Source organism: Alkalibacillus haloalkaliphilus (assembly GCF_007991275.1).
GTDB classification, from domain to species: Bacteria; Bacillota; Bacilli; order Bacillales; family Alkalibacillaceae; genus Alkalibacillus; species Alkalibacillus haloalkaliphilus.
Genome location: NZ_BJYA01000002.1, coordinates 234,583 through 250,059, shown reverse-complemented (window position 1 = coordinate 250,059; position 15,477 = coordinate 234,583). Strand labels below are relative to the sequence as shown.

At 37.3% G+C, this 15,477-nt stretch carries 18 protein-coding genes; 1 reads left to right on the top strand and 17 read right to left on the bottom strand.

The window, feature by feature from the left end; all coding sequences use genetic code 11:
- The 7 genes from AHA02nite_RS03925 to AHA02nite_RS03895 form a co-directional block, all read right to left on the bottom strand.
- The gene (locus tag AHA02nite_RS03925; protein ID WP_146814588.1) at nucleotides 1–486 is read right to left on the bottom strand and encodes a CcdC family protein; all 486 of its coding nucleotides are present in this window, start codon (nucleotides 484–486) and stop codon (nucleotides 1–3) included.
- On the bottom strand, nucleotides 486–944 hold the full coding sequence (locus AHA02nite_RS03920; RefSeq protein ID WP_146814586.1) for a Na(+)/H(+) antiporter subunit B: 459 nt from the start codon (nucleotides 942–944) through the stop codon (nucleotides 486–488). The genes AHA02nite_RS03925 and AHA02nite_RS03920 overlap by 1 nt, the downstream gene beginning before the upstream one ends.
- Nucleotides 945–1,014: 70 nt before the next feature.
- Nucleotides 1,015–1,719, bottom strand: coding sequence for a cytochrome c biogenesis CcdA family protein (locus AHA02nite_RS03915; protein ID WP_146814585.1), 705 nt, complete (start codon nucleotides 1,717–1,719; stop codon nucleotides 1,015–1,017).
- Nucleotides 1,720–1,850: 131 nt separating this feature from the next.
- On the bottom strand, nucleotides 1,851–2,090 hold the full coding sequence (locus AHA02nite_RS03910) for a YneF family protein (RefSeq protein WP_146814583.1): 240 nt from the start codon (nucleotides 2,088–2,090) through the stop codon (nucleotides 1,851–1,853).
- Nucleotides 2,091–2,159: 69 nt separating this feature from the next.
- Nucleotides 2,160–2,600 (bottom strand): sporulation inhibitor of replication protein SirA, encoded by a 441-nt coding sequence (gene sirA / locus AHA02nite_RS03905; protein WP_146814581.1) that lies wholly within the window; start codon nucleotides 2,598–2,600, stop codon nucleotides 2,160–2,162.
- 110 nt (nucleotides 2,601–2,710) lie between these two features.
- The gene (tkt, locus tag AHA02nite_RS03900) at nucleotides 2,711–4,717 is read right to left on the bottom strand and encodes a transketolase (RefSeq protein WP_146814580.1); all 2,007 of its coding nucleotides are present in this window, start codon (nucleotides 4,715–4,717) and stop codon (nucleotides 2,711–2,713) included.
- 94 nt (nucleotides 4,718–4,811) lie between these two features.
- Complete coding sequence (locus AHA02nite_RS03895) at nucleotides 4,812–5,045, bottom strand: DUF896 domain-containing protein (protein WP_146814578.1); 234 nt, start codon at nucleotides 5,043–5,045, stop codon at nucleotides 4,812–4,814.
- A 196-nt stretch (nucleotides 5,046–5,241) separates the two neighbouring features.
- Here AHA02nite_RS03895 and lexA point away from each other — a divergent pair, with 196 nt between their 5' ends.
- Entirely contained in the window at nucleotides 5,242–5,862 is a 621-nt protein-coding gene (gene lexA, locus AHA02nite_RS03890; RefSeq protein ID WP_146814576.1) for a transcriptional repressor LexA, read from the top strand.
- Nucleotides 5,863–5,905: 43 nt separating this feature from the next.
- Here lexA and AHA02nite_RS03885 read toward each other — a convergent pair whose 3' ends face one another.
- The 10 genes from AHA02nite_RS03885 to mutL form a co-directional block, all read right to left on the bottom strand.
- Nucleotides 5,906–7,162 (bottom strand): DNA polymerase IV, encoded by a 1,257-nt coding sequence (locus tag AHA02nite_RS03885; protein WP_146814574.1) that lies wholly within the window; start codon nucleotides 7,160–7,162, stop codon nucleotides 5,906–5,908.
- Between the two features lie 14 nt (nucleotides 7,163–7,176).
- Nucleotides 7,177–7,503, bottom strand: a complete 327-nt coding sequence (locus AHA02nite_RS03880; protein ID WP_146814572.1) for a YolD-like family protein — start codon at nucleotides 7,501–7,503, stop codon at nucleotides 7,177–7,179.
- A 3-nt stretch (nucleotides 7,504–7,506) separates the two neighbouring features.
- Nucleotides 7,507–7,731 (bottom strand): WYL domain-containing protein, encoded by a 225-nt coding sequence (locus AHA02nite_RS03875; protein ID WP_146814570.1) that lies wholly within the window; start codon nucleotides 7,729–7,731, stop codon nucleotides 7,507–7,509.
- Between the two features lie 151 nt (nucleotides 7,732–7,882).
- The gene (glnA, locus tag AHA02nite_RS03870) at nucleotides 7,883–9,220 is read right to left on the bottom strand and encodes a type I glutamate--ammonia ligase (RefSeq protein ID WP_146814568.1); all 1,338 of its coding nucleotides are present in this window, start codon (nucleotides 9,218–9,220) and stop codon (nucleotides 7,883–7,885) included.
- A 25-nt stretch (nucleotides 9,221–9,245) separates the two neighbouring features.
- A complete protein-coding gene (locus AHA02nite_RS03865; protein ID WP_146814567.1) occupies nucleotides 9,246–9,650 on the bottom strand; it encodes a MerR family transcriptional regulator in 405 nt (134 codons plus the stop codon).
- Nucleotides 9,651–9,776: 126 nt separating this feature from the next.
- A complete protein-coding gene (locus tag AHA02nite_RS03860) occupies nucleotides 9,777–11,015 on the bottom strand; it encodes a methionine gamma-lyase family protein (protein WP_146814565.1) in 1,239 nt (412 codons plus the stop codon).
- Nucleotides 11,016–11,024: 9 nt separating this feature from the next.
- Nucleotides 11,025–12,272, bottom strand: a complete 1,248-nt coding sequence (gene hflX / locus AHA02nite_RS03855) for a GTPase HflX (RefSeq protein WP_146814563.1) — start codon at nucleotides 12,270–12,272, stop codon at nucleotides 11,025–11,027.
- A 144-nt stretch (nucleotides 12,273–12,416) separates the two neighbouring features.
- On the bottom strand, nucleotides 12,417–12,635 hold the full coding sequence (gene hfq / locus AHA02nite_RS03850; protein WP_017187055.1) for an RNA chaperone Hfq: 219 nt from the start codon (nucleotides 12,633–12,635) through the stop codon (nucleotides 12,417–12,419).
- A gap of 32 nt (nucleotides 12,636–12,667) precedes the next feature.
- Nucleotides 12,668–13,612: a tRNA (adenosine(37)-N6)-dimethylallyltransferase MiaA gene (gene miaA / locus AHA02nite_RS03845; protein WP_146814561.1), complete on the bottom strand. Its 945-nt coding sequence runs from the start codon at nucleotides 13,610–13,612 to the stop codon at nucleotides 12,668–12,670.
- Between the two features lie 15 nt (nucleotides 13,613–13,627).
- Nucleotides 13,628–15,475, bottom strand: coding sequence for a DNA mismatch repair endonuclease MutL (mutL, locus tag AHA02nite_RS03840; protein ID WP_146814560.1), 1,848 nt, complete (start codon nucleotides 15,473–15,475; stop codon nucleotides 13,628–13,630).
- Nucleotides 15,476–15,477: the final 2 nt, after the last annotated feature.

The window sequence follows — 15,477 nt, the reverse complement described above, 5'->3', positions numbered from 1 at the left end:
TTAGTTTAAACTTTCTTTTAGTTTTAAATACTTTAGCAACATCGCAATTCGCCAAGTTAATAGCATGGCGAAAGCTAGTATATAAAACATTGCACTCGTCTCACCGACTGAAATATCAGCCCCTGTAATTGCTTTCCAAGTCAGTCTAATTAACAATAAGCCGATTAAAATGAAACCAAGTGCTTTGGATGGTTTTAAGTAAATGTCGTTCTCTTTAATTTCAAAATTTGAAGTGTAAATAAGTAAAATTGAGAACAATAAACCAACAATGACGGCTTCCACCACTAAAATCCATTCTATTTGAAAATATGGAACAAAGAACATCAATGCTCCTGTACTCATGAATAGTGGTGGTAATATAATTTTTTTAACTGATGCAGGTTTCTTTGATGCTCGCATTCTTACGACAATCATACCTGTTGCCATAATGACCGCCATGACTGTTATTAAACCTGCAACTATTGGGTGATCTAAAATTGAAAACATTATGCCTCTGCCTTTTCTTCGTCTTCCTTAGCATCTGAGTCAGTTGCGATCGTTAAAATAATTGTCATCGTGACACCAACTACCCCTAAGTAAACCCCTAGGTCAAAGATTAATGCTGTTGCTAGCTCTGTTTCACCCATTATTGGTAAGTTATAGTATTCAAAAGTCTGTGATAAAAACGGGTGTCCTAAAACAATTGAGCCGATACCAGCTAGGGTCGCAATACCTAAGCCTGCAACGAACATTGTTGTAAAATTAATTGGCAAGATTTGTTCAATCTTTTCGTAGCCGTAAGTGATGTACATTAAAATGATTGCCGCTGCCGTCATTAATCCACCGATGAATCCACCACCTGGTGCGTTGTGACCAGCGAAGAATAGGTAAATAGAAAATCCTAATAAAATAAATGCAATTAACTGAGTCATTGTCTTAAGGATTATGTCATTAGTGTGTGCCATGTTAAATCCCCTTTTTCGTTGTTTAATAAATCACCATTATTATATGCTATTATGCACAATCATTCAATCTTTAAAAGCCGTAAAAGCCAAAGAAATTTGCTAAATAAGCTGTAAAAATACGTAATAAGTCAAAGAATAAGGCGATTCCTAATACGATTAATACATAACCGCCAATTTTAACAATCTTTTGTGAGTTACGCTTGATCCAATCCATCTTTCCAATAAAGAATGACATTACAAAGAATGGGATGGAAAACCCTAGTGAATATGCAGTCATCATGATAACACCAGACTCTGGATTTGTTGCTGCTAAGCCAATAATCGCCATTAGAATAGGGCCGGTACATGGTGTCCAGCCCATCGAGAACGCTGCACCAATAAATAAAGTGCCAAGGTATCCTGCTGGTCTATTCTTTAATGTAACTTTGCGTTCTTTCATAAGGAAATCAAAATTAAAGAACCCAATCATCATTAAACCGAAGAATACAATTAATACAGCACCAACTTGTCTAATTAAATCGCTGTAAGCATATAAAGTTCCTCCAATAAACGATGCTGTAAATCCGAGCATAATAAAGATCGATGAAAAACCAATTAAGAAAAACAAGGTATGTAACATCGCTCTTTTCCTTAAAATCGCTTTATCATTTTTAAGTTCTTCTACACTCATACCTGTTATATATGATAGAAACACGGGATATAACGGTAAAACACAAGGTGAGATAAATGATAAAAATCCTGCACCGAAAGCTAACAATATGTTTACTTCAGCCATAGGTAACTCTCCTAACTATAGTCTATCTTCTATAATATCATCGTATCAAAACAATTACCTCTATAAAGCTTTAACAGTTGACGGTTTTATGAAAATTGAAAGGGATGAGCTATTCGCCCATCCCTTTTCGTTTATTTTTTCTTTTTGTCATCGTTGTCCATTTGTTGAGACATAGCTTTCATCATTTGATTGATCTTCTTCTGTGAAGGCTTTTGTCCCATTTGCATCATCATTGTACGTAACATTTGCTCGTTAATTGGTGGGTTTTTCTTTAAATAGCTCATCATCGTCTTACGGGCAATGAAGAACCCTAAAAGTAAACCGGCTACCAATGTACCAAAAGCAATTAATACAACCCATAGTATGTCCATTGCTTCTATATCCTCCTATCTCGTTGTCTTTATACAGTATAGTAAAACATCCGAATAATGACAATAGTCTTAGATGTGATAATTTGCTTTTTTCGCTAAAGGTAAGATCCAACCGCATTCTCTTGAGTCAAAATTGACGACAAAAACGTACGGGTGGAACTCTTTAATATATTGAAAGAATAATTGATCAGCATCAATTAATGAATTTGCATAAACGTCAATGGCATAACCGTTACGTACGGCTTTCATATCCAAACTATCGCTCTTTATTATAAGTTCGTTATTTTCAGCTTTAACATCAAGTTTGTGTGAGAATTTTTGTGATGTTAAATGTTCATATACATCATTTAAAATGACATATTCTAAGACGAAACTCACCTGACGTTGTGTAGTGTCATCTGTATATTTACCTTTTCTATATTGATCTAAAAAACGATAAAGTACATCAACTTTATAATAAAAATGAATCGCGTATGTCGGTTTGAAAAAATATAAGGAATATTGATACATGACTCATCCTCCTTTAGGACAAGCGTATCAATATTCCATAAAAAAGTTTGTCACTTTTTAAGTTGAACTACAAAAAAGAATGTCGCATATTGTTTATCTTTGATGAATTATTATTTTAATAACGCCTTTGCGCGTGCTACAACATTCTCAACCGTAAAGCCATAGTTTTCGATGACTTCATCACCAGGAGCTGATGCACCAAACGTTTCGATTCCTAGAACGTCACCTTCTAGTCCTACGTAACGCTCCCAACCGAATGGTGATGCCATTTCCACAGCAAGACGTGTTTTAACTGCAGATGGTAATACAGCTTCTTTATAAGCGTCAGATTGTTGCTCAAAACGATACCAAGAAGGCATACTAACAACTTGAGCGTCAATTCCTTCTTCCTTAAGCTTATCGCTAGCTTTATATACAAGTTGTACTTCTGAACCTGTTGCTAATAAGATCACATCTGGTTGCTCTTTTTCAGCTTGCTTTAATACGTAAGCCCCTTGTTTAACACCTTCGTAAGCTATGTCATCTGTGCTTGGTAGTACTGGTAACCCTTGACGAGTTAGAACTAATGCTGTTGGGTGGTCAGTTGAAGTCACTGCTAATTCCCATGCAGCTTTCGTCTCGTTAGCATCAGCTGGTCTAATTAAGTCTAAATGAGGCATCGCACGTAATGAAGGCAGTTGTTCAATTGGCTCGTGTGTAGGACCATCTTCACCTACTGCAACTGAATCGTGAGTTAATACGTAAGTGACTGGAGTCCCCATTAATGCTGATAATCTTAACGCTGGGCGTAAATAGTCGCTAAATACGAAGAACGTACCGCCAAATACTTTTAAACCACCGTGAAGAGCCATACCGTTTAATGCAGATGCCATCGCAAATTCACGTACGCCAAACCAAATGTTTCGACCACTATAATCTGTTGGTTTGAAATCATCTTCACCTTTTAGTGCTGTTTTGTTAGAACCAGCTAAGTCTGCACTACCACCGATTAAGTTCGGCACTTTGTTCGCTAGTGCGTTTAGTACTTCACCTGAAGCTGCACGAGTTGCTAAAGCTTTCGAATGTTCATCATAAGTTGGTAAGTCAGCATTCCAATCTACTGGTAGTTCATCATTCATTGCTTTTTCAAACTCATCAGCTAATTCCGGATAAGCTTCTTTGTATTGTGCTAATAATTCATTCCACTTGTTTTCTGCCTCTTCTCCACGTTGTTTAACTTTCGTAGCGAAGTCTTCTTTAACTTCTTCTGGAATGAAGAAATCTTCTTCAAAGTCCCAACCGTAATGTTCTTTTGCTAATTTCAGCTCATCTTCACCTAAAGGAGCACCGTGTGAATCAGCTTTACCTGATTTATTTGGTGAACCGTAACCGATCACTGTTTTCACTTCAATCATTGTCGGTTGTTCTGTGTTAGCTTTTGCCTCTTCTAAAGCGCGCTCAATTGCTTCAGTATCGTTACCATCTTCTACACGAATGACTTGCCAGCCGTAAGACTTGTAACGGTCTTCTACACTTTCTGAGAATGAGCGGTCTAAGTCACCATCTAATGAAATATCATTAGAATCGTACATTACGATTAACTTGCCAAGTTTTAAGTGACCGGCTAATGAAGCTGACTCTTGAGAAACACCTTCCATTAAGTCACCGTCACCACAAATAGAATAAGTATAATGATCAACTAAATTATGTTCATCAGTGTTAAATTTTGATGCTAAGAATCGCTCAGCCATAGCTTTACCAGTCGCCATTGCTAAACCTTGACCTAACGGGCCAGTTGTTGCTTCTACACCATCTGTATGGCCAAATTCAGGGTGGCCTGGTGTGTTAGAACCCCACTGACGGAAATTTTTAATGTCATCAAGACTTACGTTGTACCCTGATAAATGCAATAAAGAATACAGTAGCATTGAGCCGTGACCAGCTGATAAAACGAAACGGTCCCTATTAAACCATGAAGAATGGCTTGGGTTATGGTTCATAACTTTCGTCCATAGTGTATAGGCCATAGGCGCAGCACCCATTGGCATTCCTGGGTGACCTGAGTTTGCTTTTTCTACTGCATCGATTGTTAATGTTCTAATTGTGTTAATAGATAGTTCTTCTGTTGTTCTACTCATTTGAATTCTCCCTTCAACTTGCTTATTTATATTGCAAGGCTTTTGTTACACTCGTTTCTATTTTAACAAAAACCGACAATTAATATTGATATTTTTAATGTTTTTTATTTTTTTCTTGTTCATCTTTTAATTTTTCTGGTGTTACATCTTGTCCTTCTGGGTCTACTACTTTCATTGAGTGTAGTTGATTTTTGAAAGAGTTGCGGAATGAAGATAAATATTCTTCTCTTAACTTCTTTTGTTCTTGCTCTTCTTTCTTTGTTAATCCTTTGGTCTTCTTTTTGTTCGCTAGCTCATTTATTCGATCTATTTTTTCTTGAGATAACATAAACCAAGCTCCTTTTAATTCTTTACTATTAAAATACCCTTATACTCAAAGTCCAAACTATATTCTATAATCTATGTACGCTAAACACAAGGACGATGTCTTAAATGCGAACGAACGTTTGTCTTTTGTGCCAATTCTTGCTATAATGTCTTTAAAAGTAGTTCGTTAGTTGTAATAATTCCATGGGGTGAGAAGAGTGACGAAGTTATCAAAGAGACAGAAAGAAATTTACGAGTTTATTGCAGATGAAGTAAAAGCAAAAGGGTATCCACCGTCCGTTCGAGAAATAGCCGAAGCAGTTGGACTAGCTTCAAGCTCAACTGTGCATGGTCATTTATCTCGTTTGGAAGAGAAAGGTTATATTCGTCGTGACCCAACTAAACCGCGTGCAATTGAAATTACGCACGAAGACCAACAAACAGTTCATGAACGTAGCGCAATGTATGCACCTTTAGTTGGTAAAGTTACTGCTGGTGAGCCGATTACTGCTATTGAAAATGTTGAGGAATACATTCCGATCCCTAACACTTATTCAGCAGTTGAAGACGATGTGTTCGTCTTATCTATTCAAGGTGATAGTATGATTGAAGCTGGTATTTTAGATGGGGACTTAGTCATTGTCAGAAAGCAAGCATCTGCTTCTAACGGGGACATTGTCGTTGCTATGACTGAAGAAGATGAAGCAACAGTTAAACGCTTCTTTAAAGATTCCAATCAATACCGGCTTGTACCAGAGAATTCGTCAATGGAACCTATTGTGTTAAGCCATGTTACAATTTTAGGTAAAGTGATTGGCTTGTATCGCGATATCCATTAAAAAGAGTTGCTTTCTTCCTAATTTGGAAGGAGCAACTCTTTTTTTATTCATAATGTCCACCTATTTTCTTACCACGATCAATTGCAATACCACCTGATGTGTAGCTACTAGCTCTTAAAATGGCGGTAGAACCAAATCGTTCTCGCACTTGATCGACAGCGTAATCAAGTTGTTTTTGACGGTCACGTTGTTCAAACAAGCTAAGTTGTGTTCCGACTTCATCGGTTAAATTCGTTAATGTAACGGATGCTTTACGTATGTGGCTTCCTTCTTTATAAAATTGCTCGAACAACTGCAAGCACACTTGGTACATTTCCCACGTGTCATTTGTTGCAGTGTCAATTGAAGTTGAGCGGCTAAACCCTTTGCCGTGTTCACTCGAATAGCCAATTGCAAGATGAATCGTCCTACCTTCCTTTTCATCTCTTCTCGCTCTTCGACAAGCCTCTTCGCACAAATCTAATAAACATGCATTAATTTCATCTTTCGTATAATCACGCAATAGTGTAACACCATGCCCATAACCTTTCTGCTCTGTTTTGGTAAAATTACCGGTCACTGGACTTAAGTCGATTCCCCATGCATGCCAATACAGCTGCTCACCGATCACACCAAACCGCTTTTTTAAATGGGCTTTTGAACATTGAGCTAAATCTCCTAGAGTGACGATTCCCATTCGGTTTAAATGATGTTTCATACGTGATCCGATCCCCCACACTTTTTCAACAGATATAGGCCACAACGAATCACTAACATGTTCATACCGGCACTCACTAATACCGTTAGGCGCTTTTTTTGCGTGGATATCCATGACAACTTTAGCTAAAAATTTATTATCACCTATGCCAATAACTGACTCAATGCCGAACTGTTCACGAATGCTGGCCTGAACTCTTTGTGCGATTTCTTCAACTGATCCATAAAGTCTTCTTAAACCGTCTACTGTTAGCCATAATTCATCGACAGAGTAGATATGGATTGCTTCTTTCGGTACAAAACGAGTCATTAATTTCGTAATTTCAAGTGAGATGTTAAGGTAATCACCCATATGAGCATTAGCAATTATTAAATTTGAATCTTGAGGCAGTTCAAAGTAACGACTGACATTGCTGATGCCGTGTTTTTTCTTTAAAGCCGGTGATGCAGCTAAGACGATACTTCCACTTCGATTAGGGTCGCCGACAACAGCCAGCAACGCTTTTTGTGGATCAAGTCCTCTTTTCATACACTCAACACTGGCATAAAAAGAGCGCATATCAATGCATAGTACATCATGCCTTGGGTAAGGAGTGTAATCCATGTTAATTCATTCCTTTACAATGTCACTTGTTTAATGTGTTTTAGTTTGATCCAATCTCGTTTATCGTGTTTGGTTTGCAGTCGAACGGCTTGCTGTTCACGACTCCAATCCATCACTCTTCCGATTATTTCGTCGTATCGTGAATGTTTAAAGTAAATGACTCTTACTTCTAATTGTTCTTCGTAAGCTTGTGATAAATAAAATAGATGCTCTTCTAGTTGTTGTTCATCAATGATTGGTGGTTGTTCATGTTCACTCTCTTGCCAAATTTGTTGTAGTGCTTCTACGTGTTCAGGCAACATGAGTGACGCCCATTTGATACTTCCGCGATCGTGATGCATAGTTTAAGCCTCCATTTCATACTGATTTAACCGAACTGGGTGAATGGCTAAAATGTTTTCCTTTTTAAATGACCTAACTTTCTTTTTCGAATAACAAAAAGCAAGGATTCGATCATCGTCTATTTTTACAATTCGTACAGTGCGTTGTGTTATGTTGTTTTCTGAATCCATATAAACTATCTCAAGCTTACGTCGGTCTTGTAATGACTTTTGAAATAGTTGGTTCATATTATTCAATCCTTTCATCGAATTAGAACGTTTGTTCGTATTATATCACGAAATGAAGAAAAATAACAAGGTGTTAAAAGTTGGTAGGGTTTAAAGGGAAAGAAAAACCCTAATAGCTTGATTAGCTATTAGGGTTAGAGGTGTTATTTTATTAGTAAGACGACAAGTACTGCTCGCGCTCCCATGGGTGTACTTGTGTACGGAACATATCCCATTCAATTTCTTTTGCTTCTAAGAAATGTTCTAGCAGGTGTTCACCTAAAGCACCTTTAATGACTTCATCTTGCTTAAGGTGTTGTAACGCATCGTATAGTGTTGCTGGTAAGTCTTGAACGCCGTTTGCTTCACGTTCTTCTTTATCCATCACATAGATGTTACGATCAACTGGTTCTGGTGCTGTTAATTTGTTTTCTACACCGTCTAGGCCAGCTGCGAGCATAACCGACATTGCCATGTAAGGGTTTGCTGCAGGGTCAACACTACGTACTTCAATACGTGTGCTTAATCCTCTAGAAGATGGAACGCGTACTAGTGGGCTACGGTTTTGACCAGACCATGCAACGTAACATGGTGCTTCGTAACCAGGTACTAAACGCTTATATGAGTTTACAGTTGGGTTTGTAACAGCTGTAAAGTTAACAGCGTGCTTAATAATTCCTGCTGTAAATTGGTGAGCGACTTCGCTTAACTGTTCGTCAGCATTTTCGTCAAAGAACGCGTTAACACCATTAGAGAATAGAGACATATTCGCGTGCATACCAGAACCGTTCACACCGAATAATGGTTTTGGCATAAATGTAGCGTGTAAACCGTGTTTACGAGCGATCGTTTTGACGACTAGTTTGAACGTTTGAATATCATCACAGTGTTTAACAGCGTCTGAATATTTAAAATCGATTTCGTGCTGACCAGGTGCTACTTCGTGGTGAGATGCTTCAATTTCAAAGCCCATTTCTTCTAGCTCTAATACAATATCGCGACGGCAATTCTCACCTAGGTCTGTTGGAGCTAGGTCAAAATAGCCACCTTTGTCGTTTAATTCCATCGTTGGTTCGCCACGTTCGTCTAACTTGAATAAGAAGAACTCTGGCTCGGTACCAATGTTGAAGTCAGTGAATCCTAGCTTCTCCATACGTTCTATGTTGCGCTTCAAGTTGTAACGAGGGCAACCTTCAAATGGTGTCCCATCTGGATTGTAAATGTCACAAATAAAACGTGCGACTTTACCTTTTTCTGAAGTCCATGGGAAAACAACAAATGAATCTAAATCTGGGTGAAGTAACATATCTGACTCTTCGATACGTACAAACCCTTCGATTGAAGAACCGTCAAACATCATTTGGTTGTCTAATGCTTTGTCTAACTGGCTAAGTGGGATCTCTACGTTCTTGATCGTTCCTAGTAAATCAGTAAACTGTAGTCGGATGAACCTAACGTTTTCTTCTTCAATACGTTTGTAAACCTCTTCTTTTGTAAACTTTGCCACAATAAATTCCTCCTAAATTTTTTTATCATTAATGGTAGAACCTAGAAAGCTCCCCTTTAACGATGGACGATTTGTTCATGTAACCTGATTCCATAATTTCGCGACGAAGCATTTTGTGAAGCTCTTTTTCAGATAGCTCTTCTTTCGCCTCAGGCACTTCTTCTTTATGTGGAATTTGCTCTTGATGTTCAGTTTTAACTTTTAATACTTGTTTGATGCCGGCTAAATTAACACCTTGGTCAATTAACTCTTTAATTTCTAATAACCGATCAACATCATAAAAGGAAAATAAACGTCTGTTCCCTTTTGATCGAACGGGCATGACTAAACCTTTTTCCTCATAGTAACGAACTTGTCGAGCGGATAAGTCAGTAAGCTCTGAAACAACGCTCATTGGGAATAAAGGTAAAGCTTTTCGATCTTGATTAACCATAACCAACACCTCCAATATGTTATTCATTATATTCTATGTAATTATAAGTGTCAAGAGATGTTAGGAAAGTTAACATAAAAAATAAACTCCTTAACTATTCAACAGTTAAAGAGTTTACAAATTCCCTTAAAAACTAACATTTAAACTTTTTAACGCTTCAACGATCGCAATTTTAACGTGTTCGTATGTTAACCCACCTTGTACATATAATGTGTAAGGTTCACGGATTGGACCATCCGCTGTTAGTTCTAAGCTTGCTCCTTGGACAAACGTTCCAGCGGCCATAATAACATCGTGATCATAACCAGGCATATAACTCGGTTGTGGTGTTACATAGGCATTGATTGGCGATTGTTGTTGAATGACTTGTGCAAATTGAACCATTTCTTCTTTTGTAGAAAATGTGATCGATTGAATTAAGTCCGTTCGATCTTGTTCTGGGCTAGGTGTTGTAACAAACCCTAGTTTACATAATAATGTTGCAGTAAAGTAAGAACCTTTTAAAGCTTCTCCAACTGTATGAGGTGCTAAAAATAAGCCTTGAAACATTTCTTGCAAGCTGTTCAATGTGGCTCCAGTTTCTTTACCTAATCCTGGTGCCGTTAGACGGTTAGCACATTGTTCGATTAAACGCTCTTTTCCTACAATATAGCCACCTGTTCTAACGATCCCTGCTCCTGGATTCTTTATTAATGAACCTGCAATAATGTCTGCACCTACATCAGTAGGTTCGATTGTTTCTACAAATTCACCATAACAATTATCAACAAAAACAATAACGTCGTCTTTAACCGATCTTACAAACTGAATCATTTCTTTAATTTCACTAACAGTAAAAGATGGGCGGTCGGCATACCCTTTTGAACGTTGAATCGCAACGACTTTCGTATGCTCATTAATTCTTTTTTTGATTTCGTCATATTGAATAGCACCTTCAGAATTTAAAGGAGCTTCATCATATTGAATACCAAAATCAATCAAAGAACCGTCAACAGACTGTTTAAAGCCAATCACACTTTCTAACGTGTCATATGGAGAGCCAGTAATACTTAACAGTTGATCATTAGGTCTAAGTAAACCGAATAATGCTGTTGAAATTGCGTGAGTGCCTGATACAATTTGTGGGCGAACTAACGCATCTTCACCATTAAAAACTTCTGCATACAATGATTCGAGCTTTTCTCTTCCTAAATCGTCATATCCATAACCTGTCGTTGGGCTAAAATGGACATCACTAATATTCTGGCTTTGGAAAGCTTTTAGTACTTTATTTTGGTTAGTTGTAACGAGATCTCTAATTTGTTTAAAACGTTCATCGAGTTGTTCTTCTGTTTCATGTATCATATTCCATTGCTGTTGCTGCATGTTGACCCCTCACCTTTTTGTAATGCTTAAATATAAAGGAGAATGTTCTGAGACAAACCCTTTAACTAAATAAGTCTCATCTTCCTCAGTAAATTCTTCTTCTTCTAAAATTGTTTCTCGTTTAAGTTTATTAATTAATTTCCCTTCACTACTTTCAAGCTTAATGTCATAAGGCTCCCACTCTGACTTTAATGCTTTTTCAATTGCGAGTTGTAATTTAGTGTAGTCTTCATTTCTGATCGCGCTCATTAAAGTGTGTGGTGTTGAGTAAGGAATAAAGTCATCTGCAAGTAGATCCGATTTATTATAAACGGTTAGCATCGGGATATCACCAGCACCTAATTCGTCTAATATTTTATAAACTGTCTTCTCTTGTTCTACCGATTGTTCATTTGAAGCATCAACGACGTGCAAAATAAAATCCGCTTCAACGACCTCTTCTAATGTCGAACGAAAGGCTGCAATTAACGTTGTCGGCAATTCTTGAATAAAACCAACAGTATCGGAAATTAACGGCTGAAAACCACTAGGTAGTGTGATCTTTCGAGTCATTGGATCTAATGTTGCAAATAACTTATCTTCAGCTAACGATTGTGTATCACTTAAATAATTAAAGATCGTAGACTTACCCGCGTTCGTATAACCGACGATTGAAATTTGAAACGCAGCGTTTTTCTTACGTCTTTCACGATACTGATTACGCTGTTTAGCAACTTGGTCAAGTGAACGCTTGATTTCAGTAATACGCCTTCTGATGTGGCGTTGGTCTGTCTCTAATTTCGTTTCACCCGGACCTCGTGTACCAATACCGCCACCTAGTCGAGATAAAGCTGTACCTTGGCCGTGTAGTCTTGGCAATAAGTATTGCAATTGTGCCAACTCAACTTGAAGCTTACCTTCTTTCGTTCTCGCACGCATAGCAAAAATATCAAGAATTAGTTGAGTGCGGTCTAAAATTTTTATTTCTAATTTCTCTTCTAAGTTCCTTGATTGTGATGGTGATAGCTCGTTATTAATAATCGCAATATCTACATCATGCTCATCAATATACGCTTTAATCTCTTCTACTTTACCTGTTCCGATATATAAAGATGAATGAACTTTGTCACGGTTTTGAACAAAAATCTCTAACACATTAGCATCAACTGTAAACGCTAATGACTCAAGCTCTTCAATTGATGATTCAAATGTTTGGTCATCTTGATCTGCAGTATGGCATCCAATTAATATAGCGTTTTCGATTGTTTCTTCTTTCATGAAAGGGCTCCTTTATTGTTTGTAACCTATAGTTAGTGTTATTGTTGACTAAAACTGGATGTAAGTCAACTTGAATACTCACGTAAATAAGCCTACCACCTTGTTAAGGTGACAGGCTTTTCTTTAAGGTATTTAAGATTAATATTAATCCAAATCGATATTTTTAACCGGTGCAAACGTGGAAATTGCATGCTTAAAAATCAATTGCTGGCGACCTTCTGTTTCAATTAAGATCGTGAAATTATCAAATGATTTAATAATCCCCCTTAATTGGAACCCGTTCGTCAGAAATACCGTTAGTTGAACCTTCTCTTTTCGCAATTTGTTTAAATAAGCATCTTGTACATTTGTTGAATTCGCCATACAAATCCTCCTCTATCTATCTAATAATGTATTTATTCTTCTAACTCTTTCAAAAATCCTGCTAAATCTTCGAAAATTGTCTCAAAAGTTTCTGCATAATGTTCTGGGTCGATTGTATACCAATGTACACGATCTAATTTATTTCGATAATAAGTTAATTGTCTCTTTGCAAACTTGCGTGTATTCTGTTTAACTAGTTCAACCGTTTCATCAAAACCTCTTTCACCTTTTAAATATGGAACCCACTCTTTATAGCCAATACCTTGCATCGGTTGTATGTCACTTCCGTACGTTTGATAAAGATTACGAACTTCTACAATTAACCCTTCCTCAATCATCTCATCAACACGTTGATTGATTCGTTCGTATAACGTCTCTCGCTCCATATCGAGGCCTATGATCATTGCGTTATAAGGTGAATCATAAGTTTGTTCCGCTTCATACTGTGACATTGGCTTTCCGGTTCTATCAAAGACTTCTAAAGCACGAACGACTCTTCTAATATTGTTTGGGTGTATTTTGTTAGCTTGTACAGGGTCCACTTCTTTTAATTTATTGTAGTAAGGTACAACACCATTTTGCTTAATATCTTCAGTTGCTTTTTCAACGTATTCTTCATCTCGTTCAACGGATGAAAAGTTAAAATTATAAAGTGCTGATTGTATATAAAAACCTGTCCCTCCTACTAAAACTGGAAGCTTACTTCTTTCTGTAATTTCATCGACTGTTACTTGTAAATCTTCTTTAAACCTAGCAGCTGAATATTCATTTTCTGGTGATAATAGGTCAATGAGGTGATGTGGAATACCTTCAGCTTCTTCGTCAGTTACTTTTGCAGAACCTATATTGAACTGTTGGTAGACTTGCATCGAGTCACCGTTAATCACTTCTCCATTAAACCTTTTACTAATTTCTATTCCTAGTTTCGTTTTCCCAACTGCTGTAGGGCCTATGACACTAACTAAAACAGGTTTCAAAATGGTCTCCTCGCTTTACATAATTCGTTTAAACATACGCTGCAATTCATATTCACTAAAATGAATAACGATTGGTCTGCCGTGTGGACAAGTAAAAGGGTCCTGACAAGTTCTTAATTCTTCTATTAAATAAGACATCTCTTCATGGCTTAAGTAATGATTGGCTTTAATTGAACGTTTACAAGACATTAGAATTGCCGCTTCTTCTCTTACCTTTTCTAAATCAATAGATTGTTCATGTGCTAAATCATCGATCATATCTCGAATGATCGCTTCTTCTTCACCGTTTGGAAACCAACTCGGGTAAGAACGAACTAAAAAACTATTATCGCCAAAAGGCTCTAGAAATAAACCTACTTTTTCAAGTTCTTCCCGATTTTCTTCAATTCGAATCACTTCTTGTTGAGTAAATTCAAATGTAAGTGGAATTGAAAGCTCTTGAACTTCTTTAATTGGATTACCGAGTTTCTGTTTGAAAAATTCATACTTAATACGCTCTTGCGCGGCATGCTGGTCTACCATATATAGACCACTATCATCTTGAGCTAATATATAAGTACCGTGAAGTTGACCGATTGGGTTTAAAAACGGGATTTTCTTTTCGTTTCGTTCAATATAAGCAGGTTCCATTTGCACTTCTGTTGGTTCATTAGGCTTACTAGTTTCAGCTGTATTAATATTGTTATGATCTAGGTTTGGTTCCTCAGCTACACCGGTCTCATTTTCACGTACGATATTCGTTGAATTTAATGGTGTTGTATTCGAAAAAGTACTGTGAATTGGTTCAGAGGTAGGGTTAGCGTCTCGCTTTACCGAGAAGTCTAGTGACGTTTGTTCAGACTTAAGCTTTTCCTTCTTTACACCAGAAGGGATTAAGCGTTGTCCATGCAAAACATCATAGACTGCTTGTTTGATTACATCAAATAACTCTTTTTCTTTACTAAACCTTACTTCAGTTTTCGCTGGGTGAACGTTCACATCGACTAAATACGGATCCATATCAATCTTTAATACAACAACAGGGTATCTCCCGATCGGTAAAAACGTATGATAACCATCCAATATCGCTTTATTTATCATTGGGTTTTTAACGAAACGTCCATTTACAATTAATGAAATATAGTTGCGGTTAGAACGCGTGACTTCTGGTTTAGCAATGTAACCTTGGACATTATAATCAAGTGAGCTAGCGTTAACTTCTAGCATATTTTTCGCAATGTTTTTCCCATATATTTGTTGGACTGCATGGAGTAACTGACCGTTACCTGGTGTGAAAAAGATCCTTTTACCGTTATGCTCACATTCAAATCGAATATCAGGGTGTGATAAAGCCATGCGGTTAATAACATCCGTTAAATGGCCTAACTCGGTGTGTACGGTTTTTAAATATTTCAACCGTGCTGGTGTATTATAGAACAAGTTTTCAACCGTAATTTCAGTCCCTTTACGTTTCGTGTGCTTATTATGCTCTACTAACGCACCTCCGTGAACGACAATTTCAGTCCCTGCACTCTCACCTGTAGAAGTTCTTAAAGTCAATTGACTAACTGAAGCTATACTCGCTAATGCTTCTCCTCGGAACCCTAATGTACTAACACGGAATAAGTCTTGCTCGTTTGTTATTTTACTCGTTGCATGACGGCCAAACGCTTTTGGGGCATCTTCAGATTGGATCCCAACACCATTATCAATTACTTTAATAGAACGCAAGCCTGCTTCTTGAAGTTCAATTTTAATCCATGAACTTTTGGCATCAATACTATTTTCAATTAACTCTTTAATAACAGAAGCTGGACGTTCTACGACTTCACCAGCTGCAATTTTGTTTGAAAGTGATTCGGGTAATTCGATTATTTTGCCCATAC

What these genes read in the sequence shown, in the direction of transcription:
- AHA02nite_RS03925 (WP_146814588.1), bottom strand. Translation starts at nt 486, where the DNA reads ATGTTTTCAATTTTAGATCACCCAATAGTTGCAGGTTTAATAACAGTC.
- AHA02nite_RS03920 (WP_146814586.1), bottom strand. Translation starts at nt 944, where the DNA reads ATGGCACACACTAATGACATAATCCTTAAGACAATGACTCAGTTAATT.
- AHA02nite_RS03915 (WP_146814585.1), bottom strand. Translation starts at nt 1,719, where the DNA reads ATGGCTGAAGTAAACATATTGTTAGCTTTCGGTGCAGGATTTTTATCA.
- AHA02nite_RS03910 (WP_146814583.1), bottom strand. Translation starts at nt 2,090, where the DNA reads ATGGACATACTATGGGTTGTATTAATTGCTTTTGGTACATTGGTAGCC.
- sirA (WP_146814581.1), bottom strand. Translation starts at nt 2,600, where the DNA reads ATGTATCAATATTCCTTATATTTTTTCAAACCGACATACGCGATTCAT.
- tkt (WP_146814580.1), bottom strand. Translation starts at nt 4,717, where the DNA reads ATGAGTAGAACAACAGAAGAACTATCTATTAACACAATTAGAACATTA.
- AHA02nite_RS03895 (WP_146814578.1), bottom strand. Translation starts at nt 5,045, where the DNA reads ATGTTATCTCAAGAAAAAATAGATCGAATAAATGAGCTAGCGAACAAA.
- AHA02nite_RS03885 (WP_146814574.1), bottom strand. Translation starts at nt 7,162, where the DNA reads ATGGATTACACTCCTTACCCAAGGCATGATGTACTATGCATTGATATG.
- AHA02nite_RS03880 (WP_146814572.1), bottom strand. Translation starts at nt 7,503, where the DNA reads ATGCATCACGATCGCGGAAGTATCAAATGGGCGTCACTCATGTTGCCT.
- AHA02nite_RS03875 (WP_146814570.1), bottom strand. Translation starts at nt 7,731, where the DNA reads ATGAACCAACTATTTCAAAAGTCATTACAAGACCGACGTAAGCTTGAG.
- AHA02nite_RS03865 (WP_146814567.1), bottom strand. Translation starts at nt 9,650, where the DNA reads ATGGTTAATCAAGATCGAAAAGCTTTACCTTTATTCCCAATGAGCGTT.
- AHA02nite_RS03860 (WP_146814565.1), bottom strand. Translation starts at nt 11,015, where the DNA reads ATGCAGCAACAGCAATGGAATATGATACATGAAACAGAAGAACAACTC.
- hflX (WP_146814563.1), bottom strand. Translation starts at nt 12,272, where the DNA reads ATGAAAGAAGAAACAATCGAAAACGCTATATTAATTGGATGCCATACT.
- hfq (WP_017187055.1), bottom strand. Translation starts at nt 12,635, where the DNA reads ATGGCGAATTCAACAAATGTACAAGATGCTTATTTAAACAAATTGCGA.
- mutL (WP_146814560.1), bottom strand. Translation starts at nt 15,475, where the DNA reads ATGGGCAAAATAATCGAATTACCCGAATCACTTTCAAACAAAATTGCA.